Annotated in this window: 19 protein-coding genes and 1 tRNA gene; 17 read left to right on the top strand and 3 right to left on the bottom strand. The window is 40.7% G+C overall.

The window, feature by feature from the left end; genetic code table 11:
- The first annotated feature begins 28 nt into the window (after positions 1-28).
- The 17 genes from M1F63_RS05555 to M1F63_RS05475 all read left to right on the top strand — a co-directional run bounded on the left by M1F63_RS05555 (position 29) and on the right by M1F63_RS05475 (position 19,439).
- Positions 29-685: an MmcQ/YjbR family DNA-binding protein gene (locus M1F63_RS05555; protein WP_247940931.1), complete on the top strand. Its 657-nt coding sequence runs from the start codon at positions 29-31 to the stop codon at positions 683-685.
- 314 nt (positions 686-999) lie between these two features.
- Positions 1,000-2,562 carry a 2-isopropylmalate synthase gene (locus M1F63_RS05550; RefSeq protein WP_001233208.1) on the top strand — a complete coding sequence of 521 codons (1,563 nt, stop codon included), beginning with the start codon at positions 1,000-1,002 and terminating at the stop codon, positions 2,560-2,562.
- A gap of 11 nt (positions 2,563-2,573) precedes the next feature.
- Positions 2,574-3,611, top strand: a complete 1,038-nt coding sequence (gene leuB, locus M1F63_RS05545) for a 3-isopropylmalate dehydrogenase (protein ID WP_000162209.1) — start codon at positions 2,574-2,576, stop codon at positions 3,609-3,611.
- Positions 3,608-3,877: a DUF1294 domain-containing protein gene (locus M1F63_RS05540; RefSeq protein WP_000700066.1), complete on the top strand. Its 270-nt coding sequence runs from the start codon at positions 3,608-3,610 to the stop codon at positions 3,875-3,877. The genes leuB and M1F63_RS05540 overlap by 4 nt, the downstream gene beginning before the upstream one ends.
- A 3-nt stretch (positions 3,878-3,880) precedes the next feature.
- Positions 3,881-5,263, top strand: a complete 1,383-nt coding sequence (gene leuC, locus M1F63_RS05535; RefSeq protein ID WP_000907583.1) for a 3-isopropylmalate dehydratase large subunit — start codon at positions 3,881-3,883, stop codon at positions 5,261-5,263.
- Positions 5,264-5,272: 9 nt separating this feature from the next.
- The gene (leuD, locus tag M1F63_RS05530) at positions 5,273-5,866 is read left to right on the top strand and encodes a 3-isopropylmalate dehydratase small subunit (RefSeq protein WP_000410640.1); all 594 of its coding nucleotides are present in this window, start codon (positions 5,273-5,275) and stop codon (positions 5,864-5,866) included.
- A 28-nt stretch (positions 5,867-5,894) separates the two neighbouring features.
- Positions 5,895-6,674: an L-threonylcarbamoyladenylate synthase gene (locus M1F63_RS05525; protein WP_000160506.1), complete on the top strand. Its 780-nt coding sequence runs from the start codon at positions 5,895-5,897 to the stop codon at positions 6,672-6,674.
- Between the two features lie 149 nt (positions 6,675-6,823).
- On the top strand, positions 6,824-8,749 hold the full coding sequence (locus tag M1F63_RS05520) for an McrB family protein (protein WP_247940930.1): 1,926 nt from the start codon (positions 6,824-6,826) through the stop codon (positions 8,747-8,749).
- On the top strand, positions 8,736-10,040 hold the full coding sequence (locus tag M1F63_RS05515) for an McrC family protein (protein ID WP_247940929.1): 1,305 nt from the start codon (positions 8,736-8,738) through the stop codon (positions 10,038-10,040). The genes M1F63_RS05520 and M1F63_RS05515 overlap by 14 nt, the downstream gene beginning before the upstream one ends.
- A gap of 169 nt (positions 10,041-10,209) precedes the next feature.
- Entirely contained in the window at positions 10,210-11,196 is a 987-nt protein-coding gene (locus tag M1F63_RS05510; RefSeq protein ID WP_247940928.1) for a GMP reductase, read from the top strand.
- A 67-nt stretch (positions 11,197-11,263) separates the two neighbouring features.
- Positions 11,264-11,335: transfer RNA gene (locus M1F63_RS05505), tRNA-Arg, on the top strand.
- 183 nt (positions 11,336-11,518) lie between these two features.
- A complete protein-coding gene (gene rnc, locus M1F63_RS05500; RefSeq protein ID WP_000661472.1) occupies positions 11,519-12,217 on the top strand; it encodes a ribonuclease III in 699 nt (232 codons plus the stop codon).
- Positions 12,208-15,747, top strand: coding sequence for a chromosome segregation protein SMC (smc, locus tag M1F63_RS05495; protein ID WP_247940927.1), 3,540 nt, complete (start codon positions 12,208-12,210; stop codon positions 15,745-15,747). Before rnc ends, smc begins: the two co-directional genes overlap by 10 nt.
- A gap of 143 nt (positions 15,748-15,890) precedes the next feature.
- Positions 15,891-16,841: a bifunctional riboflavin kinase/FAD synthetase gene (locus tag M1F63_RS05490; RefSeq protein ID WP_247940926.1), complete on the top strand. Its 951-nt coding sequence runs from the start codon at positions 15,891-15,893 to the stop codon at positions 16,839-16,841.
- Between the two features lie 134 nt (positions 16,842-16,975).
- Positions 16,976-17,749 (top strand): nucleotidyltransferase domain-containing protein, encoded by a 774-nt coding sequence (locus M1F63_RS05485; RefSeq protein ID WP_247940925.1) that lies wholly within the window; start codon positions 16,976-16,978, stop codon positions 17,747-17,749.
- Positions 17,750-17,757: 8 nt separating this feature from the next.
- Positions 17,758-18,810: a hypothetical protein gene (locus tag M1F63_RS05480; protein WP_247940924.1), complete on the top strand. Its 1,053-nt coding sequence runs from the start codon at positions 17,758-17,760 to the stop codon at positions 18,808-18,810.
- 17 nt (positions 18,811-18,827) lie between these two features.
- Positions 18,828-19,439: a tetratricopeptide repeat protein gene (locus tag M1F63_RS05475; protein ID WP_044020663.1), complete on the top strand. Its 612-nt coding sequence runs from the start codon at positions 18,828-18,830 to the stop codon at positions 19,437-19,439.
- A gap of 20 nt (positions 19,440-19,459) precedes the next feature.
- Here M1F63_RS05475 and M1F63_RS05470 read toward each other — a convergent pair whose 3' ends face one another.
- From M1F63_RS05470 to M1F63_RS10160, 3 genes are read right to left on the bottom strand one after another with little or no spacing between them, the layout of a single operon-like run.
- Positions 19,460-20,275 (bottom strand): TIGR03943 family putative permease subunit, encoded by an 816-nt coding sequence (locus M1F63_RS05470; RefSeq protein WP_247940923.1) that lies wholly within the window; start codon positions 20,273-20,275, stop codon positions 19,460-19,462.
- On the bottom strand, positions 20,272-21,177 hold the full coding sequence (locus M1F63_RS05465; RefSeq protein ID WP_247940922.1) for a permease: 906 nt from the start codon (positions 21,175-21,177) through the stop codon (positions 20,272-20,274). The genes M1F63_RS05470 and M1F63_RS05465 overlap by 4 nt, the downstream gene beginning before the upstream one ends.
- Complete coding sequence (locus M1F63_RS10160; protein WP_282184275.1) at positions 21,178-21,309, bottom strand: SPJ_0845 family protein; 132 nt, start codon at positions 21,307-21,309, stop codon at positions 21,178-21,180.
- Positions 21,310-21,314: the final 5 nt, after the last annotated feature.

The raw sequence follows: 21,314 nt of genomic DNA, 5'->3' as shown, positions 1-21,314 counted from the left end.
TGCTAGCTTTTGGTAGCAGTTTTCACTTATGTTTGAAATTTTTAAATCCTATCAGTTTAATAAAGAAAAAGCTCATGCCTATGGTTTTGTAGAAATGGGGGAAGTTTGGACCTATAGTTGCCAGATTTTGCAAGGTGACTTTTCCATGACAGTCTCTATCACTCCTGATAATGTGAGTTTTCAGGTTTTTGATCAGGAAACGGGTGACCTCTATCCTCAAGTACATATGGAAAGTATGACAGGAAGCTTTGTTGCAAGTGTCCGTGAGGCTTGTTTGGAGATTCTCTACCAGATTCGGAAGGCTTGCTTTGATGTGCAGGATTTTATCTGTCCTCAGACTAAGCGTATCATGGCTCAAGTTCAGGAGAAATATGGTAATCAGTTGGAGTATCTGTGGGAAAAGTCTCCTGATACAGCTGTATTGCGCCATGAAGAGAATCAAAAGTGGTATGCTGTTGTGATGAGAATCCCATGGGATAAGCTGGAAAAGGGCAGAGAAGGACTAGTCGAAGCAGTCAACCTCAAACACGACCAAGTATCTAATTTGCTTTCAAAAAAAGGCATTTATCCAGCCTTTCATATGAACAAACACTACTGGCTTAGTCTGGCGCTTGATGATAGTTTGCAAGATGAAGAAGTGATAGAACTCATCGAAAGAAGTTGGAATTTGACTGTGAAAAAATAAGGAAAGTTAGTTGAGTTTTCAAATACTTTCAATTAGCAAAATATTCTTTACTGAAGAAATTTTCAGAAAATAATGGATTTTTTCTTGACAAGTGTTTTTCGCTATGCTAAAATACTAAACAAGATATCAAACGAAGGAGAAAGTCAAACATGAAAACAGCTAAGTTTAATCAATTTGCTTTGTTGTTGAGGTACTCGGGCTAGTGCAAAAGCATTAGTCCTGTTTGGCTTACCAAGCGGGAGTAAATCAACATCTCGCTTGGGCTTCTAAGCGAGATGTTTTTTTAAAACCACATTTGGAAAAGGGGAAATCTTATGCGTAAAGTTGAATTTTTTGATACAAGCCTTCGTGATGGGGAACAAACACCTGGTGTTAACTTCTCAATAAAGGAAAAAGTTTCCATTGCAAGGCAGCTGGAGAAATGGGGAATTTCTGTAATTGAAGCTGGTTTTCCGGCTGCTAGTCCTGATTCATTTATAGCCGTTCAAGAAATTGCTAAAGCCATGAAAAAAACAGCAGTGACAGGATTAGCTCGTTCTGTAAAATCTGATATTGATGCTTGTTATGAGGCTCTTAAGGATGCCAAGCATCCACAAATTCATGTCTTTATCGCTACCAGTCCGATTCACCGCAAGTATAAGCTCAATAAGAGCAAGGAAGAGATTTTAGAAGCTATCAAGGAACATGTTTCTTACGCACGTTCTAAGTTTGAAATCGTCGAATTCTCTCCTGAAGATGCGACTAGAACAGAGTTGGATTTCCTCTTGCAAGTCGTTCAAACAGCGGTCGATGCAGGTGCATCTTATATCAATATCCCTGACACAGTTGGCTTTACGACTCCAGAAGAGTTTGCACGTATCTTTGACCACTTGACTGAAAATATTAAATCAGATCATAAAGTTGTCTTTGGTGTCCACTGTCACGATGATCTCGGTATGGCAACTGCAAATACTTTGACAGCAATTAAACACGGTGCTGGACGTGTCCAGGGAACTATTAATGGTATCGGTGAACGCGCAGGTAATGTTGCTCTTGAAGAAGTAGCTGTTGCTTTGAAGATTCGTGAGGATTTCTTCCAAGCCACTAGTGATATTGTTTTGGATGAAACAATGAATACGTCTGAAATGGTTTCTCGCTTCTCTGGTATTCCAGTTCCTAAAAACAAGGCTGTGGTTGGTGGTAATGCCTTCTCCCACGAGTCTGGTATTCACCAAGATGGAGTCCTTAAAAATCCTCTCACTTATGAGATCATCACACCTGAATTGGTTGGTGTTAAGAGTAATAGTCTTCCGCTTGGAAAATTGTCAGGTCGCCATGCCTTTGTTGAAAAACTAAGAGAACTGGCCCTAGATTTTACAGAAGAGGATATCAAACCACTCTTTGCTAAGTTCAAGGCACTAGCGGACAAGAAACAAGAAATCACAGATGCAGATATTCGAGCTCTGGTCGCTGGCACCATGGTTGAAAACCCAGAAGGTTTCCACTTTGATGATTTACAACTTCAAACCCATGCAGATAATGACATTGAAGCGCTTGTTAGCCTAGCAAATATGGATGGTGAGAAAGTCGAATTCAATGCAACAGGTCAAGGTTCCGTTGAAGCAATATTTAACGCTATCGATAAGTTCTTTAACCAATCTGTCCGCTTGGTGTCCTATACTATTGATGCGGTAACAGATGGTATCGATGCCCAAGCTCGTGTCTTGGTTACTGTTGAAAACAGAGATACAGAAACCATATTTAACGCAGCAGGTCTTGATTTCGATGTATTGAAGGCTTCGGCTATTGCCTATATCAATGCCAATACCTTTGTTCAAAAAGAGAATGCTGGTGAGATGGGGCGTAGCGTTTCCTACCGAGACATGCCTAGTGTGTAAAGGAGAGGGCTATGACAAAGAAAATAGCAGCACTAGCAGGGGATGGAATCGGTCCAGAAATCATGGAAGCTGGTTTAGAGATTCTGGAAGCTCTAGCTTCAAAAACTAGCTTTGACTATGAGATTGACAGACGCTCCTTCGGAGGTGCAGGTATAGATGCTGCGGGGCATCCCTTACCTGATCAAACCCTCAAGGCATGTAGAGAAGCAGATGCCATTCTCCTAGCGGCTATCGGTAGTCCCCAGTATGATGGAGCAGCGATTCGGCCTGAACAAGGCTTGCTGTCTCTTCGTAAGGAACTCAATCTCTATGCCAATATAAGGCCTGTAAAAATCTTTGATAGTCTTAAGCATTTGTCACCACTTAAATCAGAACGAATTGCTGGTGTAGACTTTGTCGTGGTGCGTGAGTTGACAGGTGGGATTTACTTCGGTGATCATATCCTTGAAGAGCGCAAAGCACGTGATATCAACGACTATAGCTACGAAGAAGTAGAGCGGATTATTCGAAAGGCCTTTGAAATTGCAAGAAATCGGAGAAAAATCGTTACTAGTATCGATAAGCAAAATGTTCTAGCGACTTCAAAACTCTGGCGGAGAGTAGCTGAGGAAGTTGCGCAGGATTTCCCAGATGTAACCTTGGAACACCAGTTGGTGGACTCAGCTGCCATGCTTATGATTACCAATCCTGCCAAGTTTGATGTCATCGTGACAGAGAATCTTTTCGGAGATATCTTATCTGATGAATCAAGTGTTCTATCTGGTACACTTGGAGTTATGCCATCAGCCAGTCATTCTGAAAAAGGTCCAAGTCTTTATGAACCTATTCATGGTTCGGCGCCTGATATTGCAGGTCAAGGAATTGCCAACCCTATCTCCATGATTTTGTCAGTTGCTATGATGTTGAGAGATAGCTTTGGACGTTATGAGGATGCGGAGCGTATCGAACATGCTGTTGAAGCTAGTTTAGCGGCTGGTGTTTTAACAAGAGATATTGGAGGACAGGCTTCGACCAAGGAAATGACAGAAGCCATCATTGAAAGATTATGAAGATAAATGAAGAAATCACGCTAGCCCTTTTGATTTGGAATTTGCTGATTTTCTTGATTTATGGCATTGACAAATCCAAGGCAAGAAGAGGTGCTTGGCGCATCCCAGAGAAAATCTTACTCCTTTTAGCCCTTACTTGTGGTGGTTTTGGTGCCTGGTTGGCAGGAATCAGATTTCACCACAAGACTAGAAAATGGTACTTTAAAACGGTTTGGTTTCTCGGGATGGTAACCACACTAGTAGTCTTATATTTTATTTGGAGGTAATGGATGGCAGGAAAATCAATTTTTGATAAATTATGGGACCGCCATGTCATCACAGGAGAAGAGGGGCAGCCCCAACTCATGTATGTGGACCAGCACTATATTCATGAAGTGACTAGTCCCCAAGCTTTTCAAGGATTACGAGATGCAAGTCGCAGATTGAGACGGCCAGACTTGACATTTGGAACTTTTGATCATAATGTTCCGACCGTCAATATTTACGATATTCGAGATGTGATTTCTAAGGCTCAAATTGATAAGCTTGCTGAAAATGTTGAGGAGTTTGGGATTGAACATGCGGCCCACGGTTCTGAAAAGCAGGGGATTGTTCACATGGTAGGTCCAGAAACAGGACGGACGCAACCAGGAAAATTCATCGTCTGTGGAGACAGCCATACGGCTACTCACGGAGCTTTCGGAGCCATCGCCTTTGGGATTGGGACCAGTGAAGTCGAGCATGTCTTCGCTACCCAGACCCTCTGGCAAGTCAAACCCAAGAAAATGTTGGTAGAATTCACTGGTGTTCCTCAAAAAGGAGTTTATTCTAAGGATTACATTCTCGCCTTGATTGCCAAGTACGGCGTTGCTTGTGGTGTAGGATATGTGGTGGAATATCGTGGGCAAGCAATTGATGCACTGACCATGGAAGAGAGAATGACCATCTGCAATATGTCCATCGAGTTTGGCTCTAAGATGGGCATCATGAATCCAGATCAGTCTACCTATGATTATCTCAAGGGACGGGAATGTGTTCCAGAAGCTTTCGAAGAGGCAGTTGCTGACTGGAAGACGCTTGTCAGTGATAGTGATGCTGTTTATGATAAGGTTATCCAGATGGATGTCTCTGACTTGGCACCTATGGTGACCTGGGGAACCAATCCTGCTATGGGCGTTGACTTTGACAGTAGTTTTCCAGAAATTAAGGATATGAATGATGAACGAGCTTATCATTACATGAACTTGGAGCCTGGTCAAAAGCCGGCAGATATTGAACTAGGATATATTTTTATCGGGTCTTGTACCAATGCTCGGCTAAGTGACTTGCAACTGGCTGCTCGATTTGTCAAAGGAAAGAAAATAGCTCCCAATCTAACAGCAATTGTAGTTCCAGGCTCTCGTCCTGTCAAACGAGCTGCTGAGAAGTTGGGCTTGGACAAGGTCTTCCTAGATGCTGGTTTTGAGTGGAGAGACCCGGGTTGCTCCATGTGTCTAGGGATGAATCCAGACAAGGTACCCGATGGTGTCCACTGTGCTTCAACCAGTAACCGCAACTTTGAAGACAGACAGGGATTTGGTGCTAAGACCCATCTCTGCAGTCCAGCCATGGCAGCGGCGGCAGCTATTGCAGGGCGTTTCGTAGATGTTCGGCAGATGCCAGAAGCCCAGTAAGGAGAGGATATGGAGAAATTTACAGTTTATACGGGAACAACCGTTCCTCTTATGAATGATAACATTGATACCGACCAAATCCTTCCCAAGCAGTTTCTCAAGTTAATTGATAAAAAAGGCTTTGGTAAGTACCTCATGTATGCTTGGCGTTATCTGGACGATAACTACACTGAGGATCCAGACTTTGTCTTTAACCGACCTGAATATCGAAAAGCTAGTATTCTTATCTCAGGGGATAACTTTGGCGCAGGTTCTTCGAGAGAACACGCAGCTTGGGCTCTAGCCGACTATGGTTTTAAGGTCGTGATTGCAGGCTCTTTCGGTGACATTCATTACAATAATGAACTCAATAATGGCATGTTGCCTATTGTTCAGCCTAGGGAGGTTAGAGAAAAGCTAGCCCAACTCAAACCGACCGACCAGGTAACTGTAGACTTGGAACAACAAAAAATCATCTCACCAGTTGGAGAATTCACTTTCGAAATTGATAGTGAGTGGAAACACAAGCTTTTAAATGGTTTGGATGATATCGGTATTACTTTGCAGTATGAAGATTTGATTGCTGCCTATGAAAAACAACGCCCAGCCTACTGGCAGGATTAGAAAAAAATAGAAAAGGAACTATAGAACTATGACAAAACACATTCAATGGAACGGAACACTTTCACAAGAAGGCTATGACATTTTAAAAGGTGAGGGAGGGTGCATTGTATGCCCTACAAAAGTTGGTTACATTATCATGACTAGCGATAAGGCAGGACTTGAACGCAAGTTTGAAGCTAAAGAACGTAACCGTAACAAGCCAGGTGTTGTACTTTGTGGTAGCATGGACGAGCTTCGCGCTTTAGCACAACTCAACCCAGAAATTGAAGCCTTCTACCAAAAACATTGGGACGAAGACATTCTCCTCGGTTGTATCCTTCCATGGAAACCAGAAGCCTTTGAGAAACTCAAAGCATACGGTGATGGTCGTGAAGAACTCATGACAGACGTGCGTGGTACTAGCTGTTTTGTCATCAAGTTTGGTAAAGCTGGTGAACAGTTGGCTGCTAAACTTTGGGAAGAAGGTAAGATGGTCTATGCCTCATCAGCCAACCCATCTGGAAAAGGAAACCGTGGTAAGGTAGAAGGAATCGGAGAACGTATCGAAGGAGCAGTGGACCTTGTCATCGAAGCAGATGACTACGTTGCTTCAATCCAACCAGACAAAACGATTGAAACGCGCTACGAGCAAGGTGTGATGGTTTCTATGGTCGATAAGGACGGAAAACTCATCCCAGAACAAGGAGGAGACCGTTCAATCTCACCAGCACCAGTCGTTATCCGTAAAGGGCTTGACATTGATAAAATCATGATGCATTTGTCAGATACCTTTAACTCATGGGACTACCGTCAAGGTGAGTATTACTAAGATAAAAAAGAAGTCTAGTGTTAAGAGTCATTGAAGCTCCTAACGCTGGGCTTTTTTTAGAAGTTCTTTTCTTTTTCTATAGGATATGATATTCTATATATGAAATATATAGTTTTTATTCGAACATTATTATAAAAGGAGTAAGATTGATGGATAAAAGAAAGCTTGGCTTGGAAGATTTTTATGCTTGGTACCAAGAAAATAAAATAAGATTAAGAGAAGATGCATTTAAATATAGTATTCACAATGAACAATTACGTGAAGAATTTCTTAAAGAATGGCCACTTGATAGAATTTTAACCATGTCTATTGATGAATATGTCATTGGGAAAGGTGCTAAAAGTAATTCTTTTTGCTATGCTCTTGAGACAGGAAAGTACCAATCATTATTTATGGGGATTGGTGGAGGAGGTTCTTCAAAATTTGGTATTTATTGGAATGAGGATACCAAAAGCTATAAGAATCAAGCTAATAAAATCATTCCAGAATCAGAACTAGAAGACCGCTTTAACAAATTAAAATCGGATTTGTATGAGATCATCCAAGCTGGTAGAATGTTGGATTTCAATAATCCTATCTTTGACATGAAAAAGTCAAAGAATGAATTTATTAGGCGTTCTGCAGTGGTAACAAAACTACTTTGTATTTATTCTGAGAATCCTTCTTTTTTAGGAGTAAATATGAATAGTCAAAATGAATTTTGGAATAGGTTGATTCCCCAAAGCAATCAAGGAGGGCCCTATCGTCAGAATCATGAGATTTGTAAACTGTTTTCTAAAACATATCCTGAACTAGAATCTTCAATGTTGGGAAGTATTTTATTTGAGTATTCAAAAGATATTATAGACAGTGATGATAAGCAAGGAGAGAAAGAAATGTCTGAACAAAATAATTTTCATCATCCCTTGAGTAAAATCTTATTACAATCCAAAAACCTCATCCTCCGTGGTGCTCCTGGCACAGGAAAAACTTATCTTGCTAAAGAAATTGCGGCAGAGCTAACTGGTGGTAATGAAGATCAAATCGGCTTTGTACAATTTCACCCTTCCTATGATTATACGGATTTTGTGGAGGGTTTAAGACCTGTATCAAATGGTGATGGAGCTATCGAGTTTAAGCTAGAAGATGGTATTTTTAAGAAGTTTTGTCAGAAGGCTAAAGAAGCTCAAAAAACTGGAGGCCAAGATAATTTTGAGGAGGCTTGGGATCTTTATCTTGAATATGTAAATGGCAGAGATGAAAAAGAATATTTGACAGAATTTTCCTATCTTACAGTAAATAGTAGAAATAATTTTAATATCAATTATGAAACTAAAGCCCAAGGAACTTGCTTAACAAAATCTTATGTTTATGAACTCTATAAAGATGAAAAATATCTGAAACAGCCCTATTATCGTAATCAAGGAAAAAAAGTCCTAGAAACTTTAAAGAAAAGATTTGGTTTGAAAGATTATATTTCTCCAACAGAGATTGACACTGACAAGAAATTCGTCTTCATCATCGATGAGATAAATCGTGGTGAGATTTCTAAGATTTTTGGAGAACTCTTTTTCTCTATTGACCCTGGATATCGTGGTAGAGATGGAGAAGTTTCTACTCAATATGCTAATTTACATGAAAGTGATGACAAATTTTATATTCCTGAGAATGTCTACATCATCGGAACAATGAATGATATTGACCGCTCAGTGGATACATTTGATTTTGCTATGCGTCGTCGTTTCCGTTTTGTTGAAGTTACTGCTGAAAGCCAACTATACATTCTAGATGAGGAACTAGGTGAGCATGCTGAAGAAGCTAAAACTCGACTAAGAAACTTGAATGCTGCTATTGAAAACGTTCAGGAGCTAAACAGTCATTACCATATCGGACCAAGTTATTTCCTTAAGTTGGAAGAAGTGGACTTTGACTATGAATTACTCTGGTCTGATTATCTCAAACCACTTTTGGAAGATTATGTACGAGGTTCTCATGAGGAGGCTGAAACTCTGGATACATTGAAAAAAGCATTTGATCTGACAAATAACGAGCGAACAGAACCCCAAGATACTGGTGATGACAATGCGGATCACTGATAATCAGTATAGAATCGCTAAAGAGGACTTTGTCGCAGAATATCCCAAACTTAGTCAAGCACTACTTGATAAAACACTAGATAACCTATCTCGAGAGGACAATATTTTTATTTTCCCAAATGATTTGATGAATTCTCCTGATCTAGACAGGGACCAAAAGATTTTGGAAACAGTTAATCAGGAAATCAAGACAGGAAATGTAATTGGTTTTCTTGGATATGGTCAGGAAAGATTAACGATTTCCTCTCGTTTTTCTGATGAAAGTAACGACCATTTTTTGCATTATCTTTTACAAAAGGTTCTCAATATAAATCTGACTAGTTTGGATGTTGGTCTATCTTCAGAGGATAAACTCTATCAGCTTTTGATTTACCTCTTTCCCAAATATCTGAAAGCTACTCTCCGAAAAGGTCTTTATAAGGAATACCAGCGATTTTTCCATAACGATAGTCATGTAAAGGGTGTACTAGATGTTGGAAATCATCTGAAAAAAAATCTCCCTTTTACGGGAAATATTGCCTATACTACTAGGGAATTTACCTATGATAATCCACTCATGCAGTTGATTCGACATACGATTGAGTACATAAAGAATCAGAAAAGTTTCGGAGCTCTGCTCGATAGTAATCGTGAAAATATGACAGAAATTACTCGTGCAACCCCAGCTTATAAACTCGCTGATCGTGCTAAGATTATCAGAATGAATAAAACGAAACCCATCCGACACGCCTATTTCAGAGAGTATAGAAAGTTACAGGAGCTTTGCCTGATGATCCTAAATAGAGAGAAGCATGGGTTAGGATATCAAGAGCAAAAAATTCATGGTATTCTCTTTGATGTTTCCTGGCTCTGGGAAGAGTATATTTACACCTTGTTGCCAAAAGGTTTTGTACATCCCAGAAATAAGGATAAGACGGATGGAATTTCAGTATTTTCTGTTGGGAAACGAAAAGTATATCCAGATTTTTATCATAAAGAGTTAAAAATAGTTTTAGATGCTAAATATAAAAAACTTGAAGATACTGAAAAAGGAATCAACCGTGAGGACTTATTCCAGCTGATTTCCTATTCTTATATTTTAAAAGCTGAGAAAGCTGGTCTTGTTTTTCCGAGCAAGGACAAGGTTGTTGATAATGAGATAGGAAAGCTAGCAGGTTATGGAGCTTTGTTGAAGAAATTGTCTATCCAAATTCCTCAGAATGCTTCATCTTATAATGAATTTTGTGAAATGATGGAAAGCTCCGAAGCAATTTTTAAAAGAAATATTGATAAGGAAGTGGGGAGAAACTAATCTCCTCACTTTTTATATTTAAATTATAAAAACCGAACATTATTGTTTCATAATTGAAATTATTTGACAAAAGCTGTACTTTGGTTTATAATAAGTCAAGGAAACGTCGGAAAAGACGTAGGGATGCGTAAGCATAGGTAGGTCATTACAAAAGAAACGAGACATCGATATGTTAAATGAATTTCCAATTTTTGATTACGAAGATATTCAGTTGATCCCAAACAAATGTGTCATTAAAAGCCGTGCAGAAGCAGATACCACTGTCACACTTGGAAATCACACTTTCAAACTACCTGTTGTACCAGCAAATATGCAGACGATTTTGGATGAGAATGTTGCAGAGAAACTGGCTAAAGGCGGATACTTCTACATTATGCACCGTTTTGATGAAGCGGGGCGCATTCCTTTTATCAAGCGCATGCACGATCAAGGGCTCATTGCTTCCATTTCGGTCGGTGTCAAGGACTACGAGTATGACTTTGTTAGCCAACTCAAGGCTGATGCTCCTGAGTATATTACGATTGACATTGCTCATGGTCATGCAGATAGCGTGATTTCTATGATTCAACACATCAAGAAAGAATTGCCAGATACTTTTGTCATTGCTGGGAATGTTGGAACACCAGAGGCTGTACGTGAATTGGAAAATGCTGGTGCGGATGCTACCAAGGTTGGAATTGGTCCTGGTAAGGTTTGTATCACCAAGGTCAAGACTGGTTTTGGTACAGGTGGTTGGCAGTTGGCAGCACTTCGCTGGTGTGCTAAGGCGGCTCGCAAACCGATTATTGCTGATGGTGGGATTCGTACTCATGGTGATATTGCTAAGTCTATCCGTTTCGGTGCTAGCATGGTCATGATTGGTTCCCTATTTGCAGGTCATATTGAAAGCCCAGGAAAGACGATTGAAGTCGACGGCGAACAGTTCAAAGAATACTATGGTTCAGCTTCTCAATACCAAAAAGGAGCTTATAAAAACGTGGAAGGAAAGCGCATCTTACTGCCTGCTAAAGGGCATTTGCAAGACACCCTTACTGAGATGGAACAGGACTTGCAAAGTGCTATTTCCTACGCAGGTGGACGCAAGGTTGCTGACCTCAAGCACGTTGATTATGTGATCGTGAAAAACTCTATCTGGAATGGTGATGCATCCCACTAATGGACGCATACTCCACCCATAAAAAACTTGTTATTAGAGCAAATTTCTGTTATAATAAGACAAGTTTCCACCCTTAGTGTAATGGATATCACGTAAGATTCCGGTTCTTGAGATGGGGGTTCGATTCCCTCAGGGTGGATGCAAATAGCCTAAGAAAGCCTTAAATAAGGCTTTTTTCTTTATACTGTCCCAAATCTGCCCCATAAAATTGAAGAACTTTTTCTAAAAAATGCTAAATTCTCTCTAGTTCCGTTTTAAAGTGACTCAGGGGGCTTTTTTTGATATAATAAGAAGGACTGTTATCAGTTAGAAAGAGGTTGGTATGAAAGAATTACAAACTGTACTAAAGAAGCGTTTTGCAATCGAATTCGCAGACAAAAACTTACTGGAAACGGCCTTTACTCATACGAGTTATGCCAATGAGCACCGCCTCTTAAAAATTTCACACAATGAGCGCTTGGAATTTTTAGGAGACGCTGTTCTACAATTATTGATTTCAGAATATCTTTATAAAAAATATCCTAAGAAACCAGAGGGAGATTTGTCTAAACTCCGTGCTATGATTGTCCGTGAGGAGAGTTTGGCTGGTTTTGCGCGTGATTGCCAGTTTGATCAGTTTATCAAGCTAGGAAAAGGGGAAGAAAAGTCTGGTGGGCGCAATCGTGACACCATTCTTGGAGATGCCTTTGAAGCCTTTTTGGGAGCATTGCTTTTGGACAAGGATGTTGCTAGAGTAAAAGAGTTCATCTATCAGGTCATGATTCCCAAGGTTGAAGCAGGTGACTTTGAAATGATTAAGGATTACAAGACACACCTGCAAGAACTGCTCCAGGTCAATGGAGATGTCGATATTCGTTACCAGGTGACCTCTGAAACGGGACCTGCCCATGATAAGGTTTTTGATGTAGAAGTTCTGGTTGAGGGCAAGAGTATCGGAAAAGGTCAAGGCCGTTCTAAAAAATTGGCAGAACAAGAGGCCGCCAAAAATGCAGTTGAGAAAGGGCTGGATTCATGTATTTAAAGGAGATTGAGATTCAGGGATTCAAGTCCTTTGCTGACAAGACCAAGGTCGTCTTTGACCAAGGTGTGACAGCTGTCGTTGGGCCCAATGGTTCTGGGAAGTCAAATATCACAGAAAGTTTGCGATGGGCCTTGGGAGAGTCTAGTGTCAAGAGTCTTCGTGGAGGCAAGATGCCCGACGTTATCTTTGCTGGAACTGAAAGCCGCAAACCACTCAATTATGCCTCTGTTATCGTGACCTTGGACAATGAAGATGGCTTTATCAAGGATGCAGGGCAAGTTATTAAGGTAGAACGGCATATCTACCGTAGTGGAGATAGCGAGTATCGAATTGATGGCAAGAAAGTTCGCTTGCGTGATATTCATGACCTCTTCTTGGATACCGGTTTGGGACGAGATTCCTTCTCCATCATTTCCCAAGGGAAGGTTGAGGAAATTTTTAACTCCAAGCCCGAAGAACGCCGAGCTATTTTTGAAGAAGCTGCTGGAGTTTTAAAATACAAGACTCGTCGAAAAGAAACAGAGAGCAAACTGCAACAAACTCAAGACAATCTCGACCGCTTAGAGGACATTATCTACGAGTTGGACAATCAAATCAATCCCCTTGCAAAACAAGCCGAGAACGCTCGTAAGTTTCTAGACTTGGATGGTCAACGTAAGGCGATTTACTTGGATGTACTGGTTGCCCAAATCAAGGAAAACAAGACTGAACTAGAGTTAACAGAAGAAGAGCTAACGCAGGTTCAGGAACTTTTGACTAGCTATTACCAAAAGCGTGAAGAGTTAGAAGAGGAAAATCAAACTCTTAAAAAGAAACGCCAAGATCTCCAAGTTGAAATGGCTAAAGACCAAGGAAGCTTAATGGATTTGACTAGTTTGATTAGTGACTTAGAGCGAAAACTAGCCCTATCCAAACTGGAATCTGAGCAAGTAGCCCTCAATCAACAAGAGTCACAAGTCCGTTTGGCGACTCTAGAAGATAAGAGAAAGGCTCTAAGTAAGGAAAAAGCTGAAAAAGAAGGAAATTTGGAACAGTTAGAGGAAAGTCTAGCTGAAAATAATAAGGAACTCAATCGCCTAGAAGCGGAGTTGTTGGCTTTTTCAGATGATCCTGACCAGATGATTGAGCTCCTGCGTGAACGTTTTGTGGCCCTTTTACAAGAAGAAGCGGATGTCTCAAACCAACTGACCCGCATCGAGAATGAACTAGAGAACAGCCGTCAGCTATCTCAAAAACAAGCAGACCAACTTGAGAAATTGAAAGAACAGCTGGCTACAGCTAAAGAGAAGGCCAGTCAACAGCAGGCTGAGCTTGAAACTGCCAAGGAGAAAGTTCAGAAATTATTGGCAGACTACCAAGCTAGTGCCAAGGAACAAGAGGAACAGAAAGTTTCTTACCAAGCCCAGCAGAGCCAACTTTTTGACCGTCTAGACAGTCTCAAAAACAAGCAGGCTAGAGCCCAGAGTTTGGAAAATATCCTAAGAAATCATAGTAATTTTTATGCGGGTGTTAAGAGTGTTCTTCAAGAAAAAGCCCGTCTTGGTGGGATCGTTGGTGCAGTCAGTGAACATTTGACCTTTGATGTGCATTATCAAACTGCCCTAGAGATTGCGCTTGGAGCTAGCAGTCAGCATATCATCGTAGAAGATGAAAATGCGGCAACCAAGGCGATTGATTTCCTAAAACGCAACAGAGCTGGTCGAGCAACCTTTCTTCCATTGACGACTATCAAGGCTCGTACGATTTCTAGTCAGAATCAAGATGCTATCGCAGCAAGTCCAGGATTTCTGGGCATGGCAGATGAGTTGGTGTCGTTTGATAAGAGACTAGAAGCCATTTTCAAGAACTTGCTAGCTACGACAGCAATTTTTGATACTGTAGAACATGCGCGTGCTGCAGCTCGTCAAGTTCGCTATCAGGTTCGTATGGTGACACTTGATGGTACCGAATTGCGTACAGGTGGTTCCTACGCGGGTGGTGCCAATCGTCAAAACAACAGTATTTTCATCAAGCCAGAGCTGGAGCAATTACAAAAAGAAATTGCTAAAGAAGAAGCTGACTTGCGGTCAGAAGAAGCGAGTTTGAAGACCTTGCAAGATGAGATGGCGGTATTGGCAGAAAGATTAGAAGCTATCAAAACTCAGGGTGAGCAAGCTCGTATCCATGAGCAAGGCTTGTCCCTCGCTTATCAGCAAACTAGTCAGCAGGTCGAAGAACTGGAAACGCTTTGGAAACTTCAAGAAGAGGAATTAAATCGCCTTACTGAAGGAGATTGGCAAGCGGATAAGGAAAAATGCCAGGAGCGCCTTGCTACTATCGCCAGTGAAAAGCAAAATCTAGAAGCTGAGATTGAAGAGATTAAATCCAATAAAAACGCTATTCAAGAACGCTATCAAAACTTGCAGGAACAGATTTCTCAAGCGCGCTTGCTTAAGTCAGAACTGCAAGGACAAAAGCGGTACGAAGTGACTGATATTGAACGCTTAGGCAAGGAACTGGATAATCTGGATATCGAACAAGAGGAGATTCAGCGTCTCCTCCAAGAAAAGGTTGATAATCTTGAGAAAGTGGATACGGATTTGCTAAGTCAGCAGGTGGAAGAGGCCAAAACTCAGAAAACAAACCTCCAACAAGGTCTGATTCGCAGGCAGTTTGAGTTGGATGATATTGAAGGTCAGCTAGATGATATTGCCAGCCATTTGGATCAGGCGCGCCAGCAGAATGAGGAGTGGATTCGTAAACAAACACGTGCTGAAGCCAAAAAGGAAAAGGTCAGCGAACGCTTGCGCTATCTACAAGCTCAATTAACTGACCAGTACCAGATCAGCTACACTGAGGCTCTAGAAAAAGCACATGAGTTGGAAGATCTCAATCTGGCAGAGCAAGAGGTTAAAGATCTTGAGAAAGCTATTCGCTCGCTGGGTCCTGTCAACTTAGACGCTATTGACCAGTACGAAGAAGTTCACAATCGTTTGGATTTCCTAAATAGCCAACGAGATGATATTTTGTCTGCTAAAAACCTGCTCCTTGAGACCATTACAGAGATGAATGATGAGGTTAAGGAACGCTTCAAATCAACCTTTGAGGCTATTCGTGAGTCCTTTAAAGTGACCTTTAGACAGATGTTTGGCGGAGGTCAGGCAGACTTGATATTGACTGAGGGCGATCTTTTAACAGCTGGTGTGGAGATTTCTGTTCAACCACCAGGTAAGAAAATCCAATCACTCAACCTCATGAGTGGTGGTGAAAAAGCCTTATCGGCTCTTGCCTTGTTGTTCTCTATCATTCGAGTCAAGACGATTCCTTTTGTTATCTTGGATGAGGTAGAGGCGGCGCTAGACGAAGCCAATGTAAAACGTTTTGGGGATTACCTCAATCGCTTTGACAAGGATAGTCAGTTTATCGTCGTGACCCACCGTAAAGGGACCATGGCGGCAGCGGATTCTATCTATGGAGTTACCATGCAAGAATCAGGTGTTTCTAAGATTGTTTCGGTTAAGTTAAAAGACTTGGAAGAAACAGTAAACTAGTTACCAAACGATAGCATCTCTTAGGAGGTGCTATTTTAAAAAACAAATACCTTGAATTGTCTATCAAGGTCAGTTCAGGCGCAAAAAACGACATTTGGGATTTCCTCTTAGCGAAAAGACTGGCTCTATGATATAATAGTTTCATGATTACAACAGTACCTATTAAGAACGAAAAAGATATTGCAGTACCAGGAAAAACAGTCCTTGTACTAGGTTATTTTGATGGCATCCACAAGGGGCATCAGAAACTTTTTGAAGTGGCCAGTAAGGCTTCGATGAAGGACTATCTGCCAGTTGTTGTGATGACCTTTACAGAGTCGCCAAAACTTGCCTTACAACCTTACCAACCTGAGCTCATGTTTCACATCGTCAATCATGAGGAGCGGGAGCACAAGATGAAGTGGCACGGAGTAGAGGCTCTTTTCTTGCTAGACTTCAGTAGCAAATTTGCTAGTTTAACGGGTCAAGAATTCTTTGATACTTATGTTAGAGCTTTAAAACCAGCAATTATCGTAGCAGGATTTGACTATACCTTTGGTTCAGATAAGAAAACTGCGGATGACCTGAAGGATTATTTTGATGGAGAGATTATCATTGTTCCTCCGGTTGAGGATGAGAAGGGTAAGATCAGTTCGACACGGATTCGCCAAGCTATTCTTGATGGAGATGTCAAGGAAGTCAATCATCTACTCGGCACACCTCTCCCATCTCGTGGGATGGTCGTTCATGGAAATGCTCGTGGGCGTACTATCGGTTATCCAACAGCCAATCTGGTCCTAAGAGATCGAACCTATATGCCAGCAGATGGTGTCTATGTAGTCGATGTCGAGGTGCAACGTCAGAGATATCGTGGCATGGCGAGCGTTGGTAAAAATGTTACCTTTGATGGAGAAGAACCACGCTTTGAAGTCAATATTTTCGACTTTTCAGACGATATTTACGGTGAGACAGTCATGGTCTACTGGCTGGACCGTGTTCGCGATATGGTCAAATTTGACTCCGTAGAGGAACTGGTAGACCAACTCCAGAAAGACGAAGAGATTGCTCGAAACTGGAAGGATGGAGAGTCTGTCATTCAAGGGGATCAGGTATAGAAAACGTCTGAAAAACTACTAGAAGGATTAGTTTTTTTCTAGTAGTTTTGAAAGTTTGATATAATGTACTTTCAGTCCTCTTAGTTACCTATTTTAGTAACTATTTATGTCCAAATTATAGACGAGGCTTTATTATGCAAACGCAAGAAGAAATGAATGTTCTGGTACCGGAAAAATTAGCAGAAATTGAGCGTGATTATGGTGTCAGAGTCTTATGGGCTATTGAGTCTGGTAGTCGTGCTTGGGGTTTTGAGTCTCCCGATAGTGACTTTGATGTACGGTTTATCTACAAACACAAGCAAGATTTTTATCTCCGTTTAAATGAACAGCGTGATGTTATCGAGCTACCAATTGACGATACTTGGGATGTGAGTGGTTGGGATTTAGACAAGACTTTAAAACTCCTTTATAAGTCAAATCCTACACTGTTTGAATGGTTACAGTCACCAATTGTCTATCAACAAACGGATTTTATCGAGCGCATGCGTCCTCTTGCCAACCAGTATTTTTCTGAGAAAAAAATGCTGTATCATTACTTGAATACTGCTAGAACTCAAATGAATAAGTATCTTTCAGGAGACAAGGTCAAACCTAAAAAGTATTTCTATGCGCTGCGTCCTATTTTGGCCTGTCGTTGGATTGAAAAATACCATTCTGTTCCACCGATTTTGTTTGATGATTTGGTCAAAGAATTACTTCCGTCTCAAATGCAGGAGCATGTTTCAAGATTGCTAGACATTAAGATAAATGAGCCTGAAGGTATGGAAATTGATCCGATAATGCCAATTCAAGATTATATTTTAGCTAACATCCAAGAGTTGGATGCATACGTTCAAAGTGTTAGAGAGGAAAAGAAAGAGTGGAAAGCTCTAAATCAATTTTTCCTTGAAGAATTAGGCCACGACTGAGGTTTTTTATGGGTAAATGGACATGTAAATGCGGGCAAGCAATGAACAACCATAGAGCGCCTGATCCAAATGCTTATTCAGTTTATTCGGATGAGTTCTTAGTAGAAATCATGAATAAAAAAGATGGTAATGATTCAATTTCTTATGAAGACATTTCAGAGGCCTCATTTTATATGTGGAAGTGCCCTGAGTGTGGCAGTTTTATGGTTTTTGGCGAAGACGGGGATGGAGATCACTTTACTTTTTATGAGCGCCAAGAAGTAGAAAAGGTAGAGCCTCTCTTTGATCCAGATCAAGAGTTAAATCTTGTTGTGGTTGAGTTTCAGGAGGGAGGGAATGGTTATACTTATATCTGTGATGACCCAAATATCCATATAGGACACGCTGTTATTGTCCCAGTAGGGAAGGAAAATACTGAAAAAACTGCTTTAGTTGTACAGAAGTATCATGCTCTACCAAAGGATATCACTTTTCCTGTTGAAAAGTTAAAACGTGTCATTCGTAGGTATTCACATTTCGACCCAATCACTTCGAAAAACGTTTTTAGAAATTTAAAAAAGCTAGGAAGAATTCTAGATGTTTGCTCTAAAAACGCTAACCCCAACTCTCAGCAAACATATTATAGTATCAAAACTCCTTTAGGCTATTTCTGGTTAGAATTAAATGGAGTTCCGATTCCAATGAAAATCACACAGATTCAAGTCAAAGATAAAAAATACCAAGTTGATAGCGCCCTTTATATAAAACCTTCAGAGATTAACTGTAGAAAATTCTATGAACTGGAATTATGTGCAGATTTTGATATTGATGCTTCTAGATGGATCGATGTTCTCTCTGATGAAAACGTTTGGGGAAATACTTGGGAACTAAATGGTCTTCAATTTGGTATTACTGCAGGGGAGTCTCCAGAATTTGAAGACGAAGTTGTAGCAAGAAAGTATAGTCGTGTCCCACTTTATTATGACTGGCACCCTGAATTTGAAGATTATTATGGCTTCAGTTTAGCTTGGAAAAAATACGAGTCTGATAGCGATTTGTCAATTTTTTTCTATACAACATAAGAAGCAGGAGGATATGTATGAATCAAGCATGGGATTTATTGTTTGAGGGCAAGATTGAAGAGGCTAAAAAATTAGTTGAAGCTGATTTTTCATTGGAAACTTGCACGGATTTTAGTTTGTTAAATTTGATGGGGTATATTTATCTTGAAGAGCAAAAATACAACGAGTGCTTAAGTATCTATCAGCGTTACATTGACTTAGCACGAACTAAAAGTGACCCAGAAAATGAACATATAGGCTATCATCAGTTAGCCATGGTTTATCGTGAAATGAATGAATTTCAAACAGCCCTTTTCTATATCGAAAGAGAGCAAAAAGTCATTGAAGAAGCTTTTACAGAGGATACCCTCAAATCTTCTGTTAACAATTATGAGCAAGGTTATTTACGATTAAAGCTAGGGAAAGTAGCAGAAGCATTCATGTATATGGAACAGTCCTTAAAACAAGCTTTGCAAACAGATGATTTGATTGCCCAAGCTTGTGCTTATAGAGGTTTAGGAGAGATTGGTTCGATACAAAATCCTGAAGAATCACATAAAAATTTTTTACAAGCTATCGCTCTTTTTGAAAAGGCAGGCGATCAGATTGGTGCTCAAGAGGTTAGAAAATTGCTAAATAATAAAAAGTAGCCTTGTCAGGCTACTTTTTATTAAAACACGCGATAGACATATGGATTTTCTGGTTTGTCTACTTTTGTGAAACTCTCAACTTCCAGTGTTGGGAGTTTTTGTTTGAGTTCTTTATGGTATTGGAGGGTCAGGGTTCCTCTGGCGGTAATCCAGGTATTGTCAGGATACTGGCGTGAGTTCCCCTTGGTCAGGAGTCCATATACTCCAGAGTCTGCGATACAGTGGATGATTCCAAAGCGAAAGAGGAACTGGCTATCTGGGTGGCTAGGATCGTTATAAACAAAGCCTGTAAACTCGATTTTCTTTCCTTCAAACTCTTGAGGGTAGTCATAGAGAACTTCCATGACTTCCATATAGTTTTCATCAGTGATTTGAATGGTTGGTTGGGTGAGGTATTTGTCAGCTGTAGACCTCATTTCCTTTTCATAAGCAGATTTGGAAAAATAGGTGCTGGTATCGGGTTTAAGGTATTGACTGGATGTTCCTTCGCTTGCCTGAATGGCTATGTTGATTCCCTCAGCAAGTGGGAAATGATATCCTTTGGCAGATACGGTTCTCGAGTCCAAACTTACTGTAGGAAAGGCAACTCCAATCAAGAGAGGTAGAGACAGTAAAAGGAGGCTGATTTGTCTAGCTCGACGACTTTCCAAATGGCTGTGAGAGTTGATTTTCTTAATCCAGATGTAGAATTGCACCAGAGCCAACAGAAGAGAAAGGACCATAGAAATATAGATTAGATAGGAATAGTGGAGGTTAATGTAGTGGCTGAGCTTACCAGATAGCTGCAGATACAGAGTTAGGGAAAAATAACCCAGTAGAATGATAAAACGGATCATAACATCACCCCCATCATGTAAGAATAAAGCAAGACAAGCACTGTCACGATGCCCATGAATTGCCAGATGAAGCGCGCTTTGAGATAGTGTTTCATCATGAGGAGATTTTTGATATCAAGCATGGGGCCAATGACCAGAAAGGCAAGGACTGGCGCTAGGCCGAAGCTCGAGAGGAGAGAAGCGCCGATAAAGGCGTCCGCCTCGCTACAAAGAGAGAGGAGAAAGGCTAGAAACATGAGCAAGAGAATCGCAAGGACTGGACTTGCGCTGATAGAGGTCAAGATCCGAGTCGGGACATAGACCTGCACGATAGCCGCAAAGAGACAGCCAAAGACCAAGTAACGCCCCATATCGAAAAACTCATCAATAGCTTGTATGAAGACCTGAAATACTTTTCTAGCGGGACCCAAGTGTGAAAAGTCATGTTCATGGCAAGCGATAGAATTCTCTTTTTGAATGGGTCCTTTCCAGAAAAATCCGAGGAAAATTCCAAGCACCAAAGCAATCACAATGGCTCCAAGCGCTCGCAAAAAGGCAAGTTTTATTGAATTGCCAAAGGCAGAATATGTTGCGAAAAGAACGATAGGATTGATAATGGGAGCAGTCACCAGAAAGGGAACGGCCGTGTAGCTGGGTACTTTCTTTTCCAAAAAACGATTGATAATCGGAACGATTCCACACTCGCAAGAGGGAAAGAGAAAGCCAATGAAGGTGCCAAAAAAGATCCTCCCCCAACGATTTCGAGGAAGAAACTCATAAACTTTATCAGGTGTGATATAGACCTCAATCAATCCCGAAATGAGACTCCCAATCAAGACAAAAGGAAGGGCTTCAATCATGATGGAGAGAAAAATAGCCCCTGCTTGTAATACACTAGGAGGAAGAGATTGGAAAATCGTCATCTATTTTTTCTTCTCAACTTTTTCTTTTTCGTTTTTGTCATCTGGAAAAGTGACTTGTGTTAAGTCAGGAAGTTTGGCGAATTCTTCAAACATCTTGTCCAAGTCATCGGTTTTTGTAAATTTAACAGCCATGGGCC

Origin of the sequence: Streptococcus oralis, from assembly GCF_023109155.1 — a bacterium.
Classification (GTDB): domain Bacteria; phylum Bacillota; class Bacilli; order Lactobacillales; family Streptococcaceae; genus Streptococcus; species Streptococcus oralis_BZ.
This window is presented reverse-complemented; position numbering and strand designations above follow the sequence as displayed.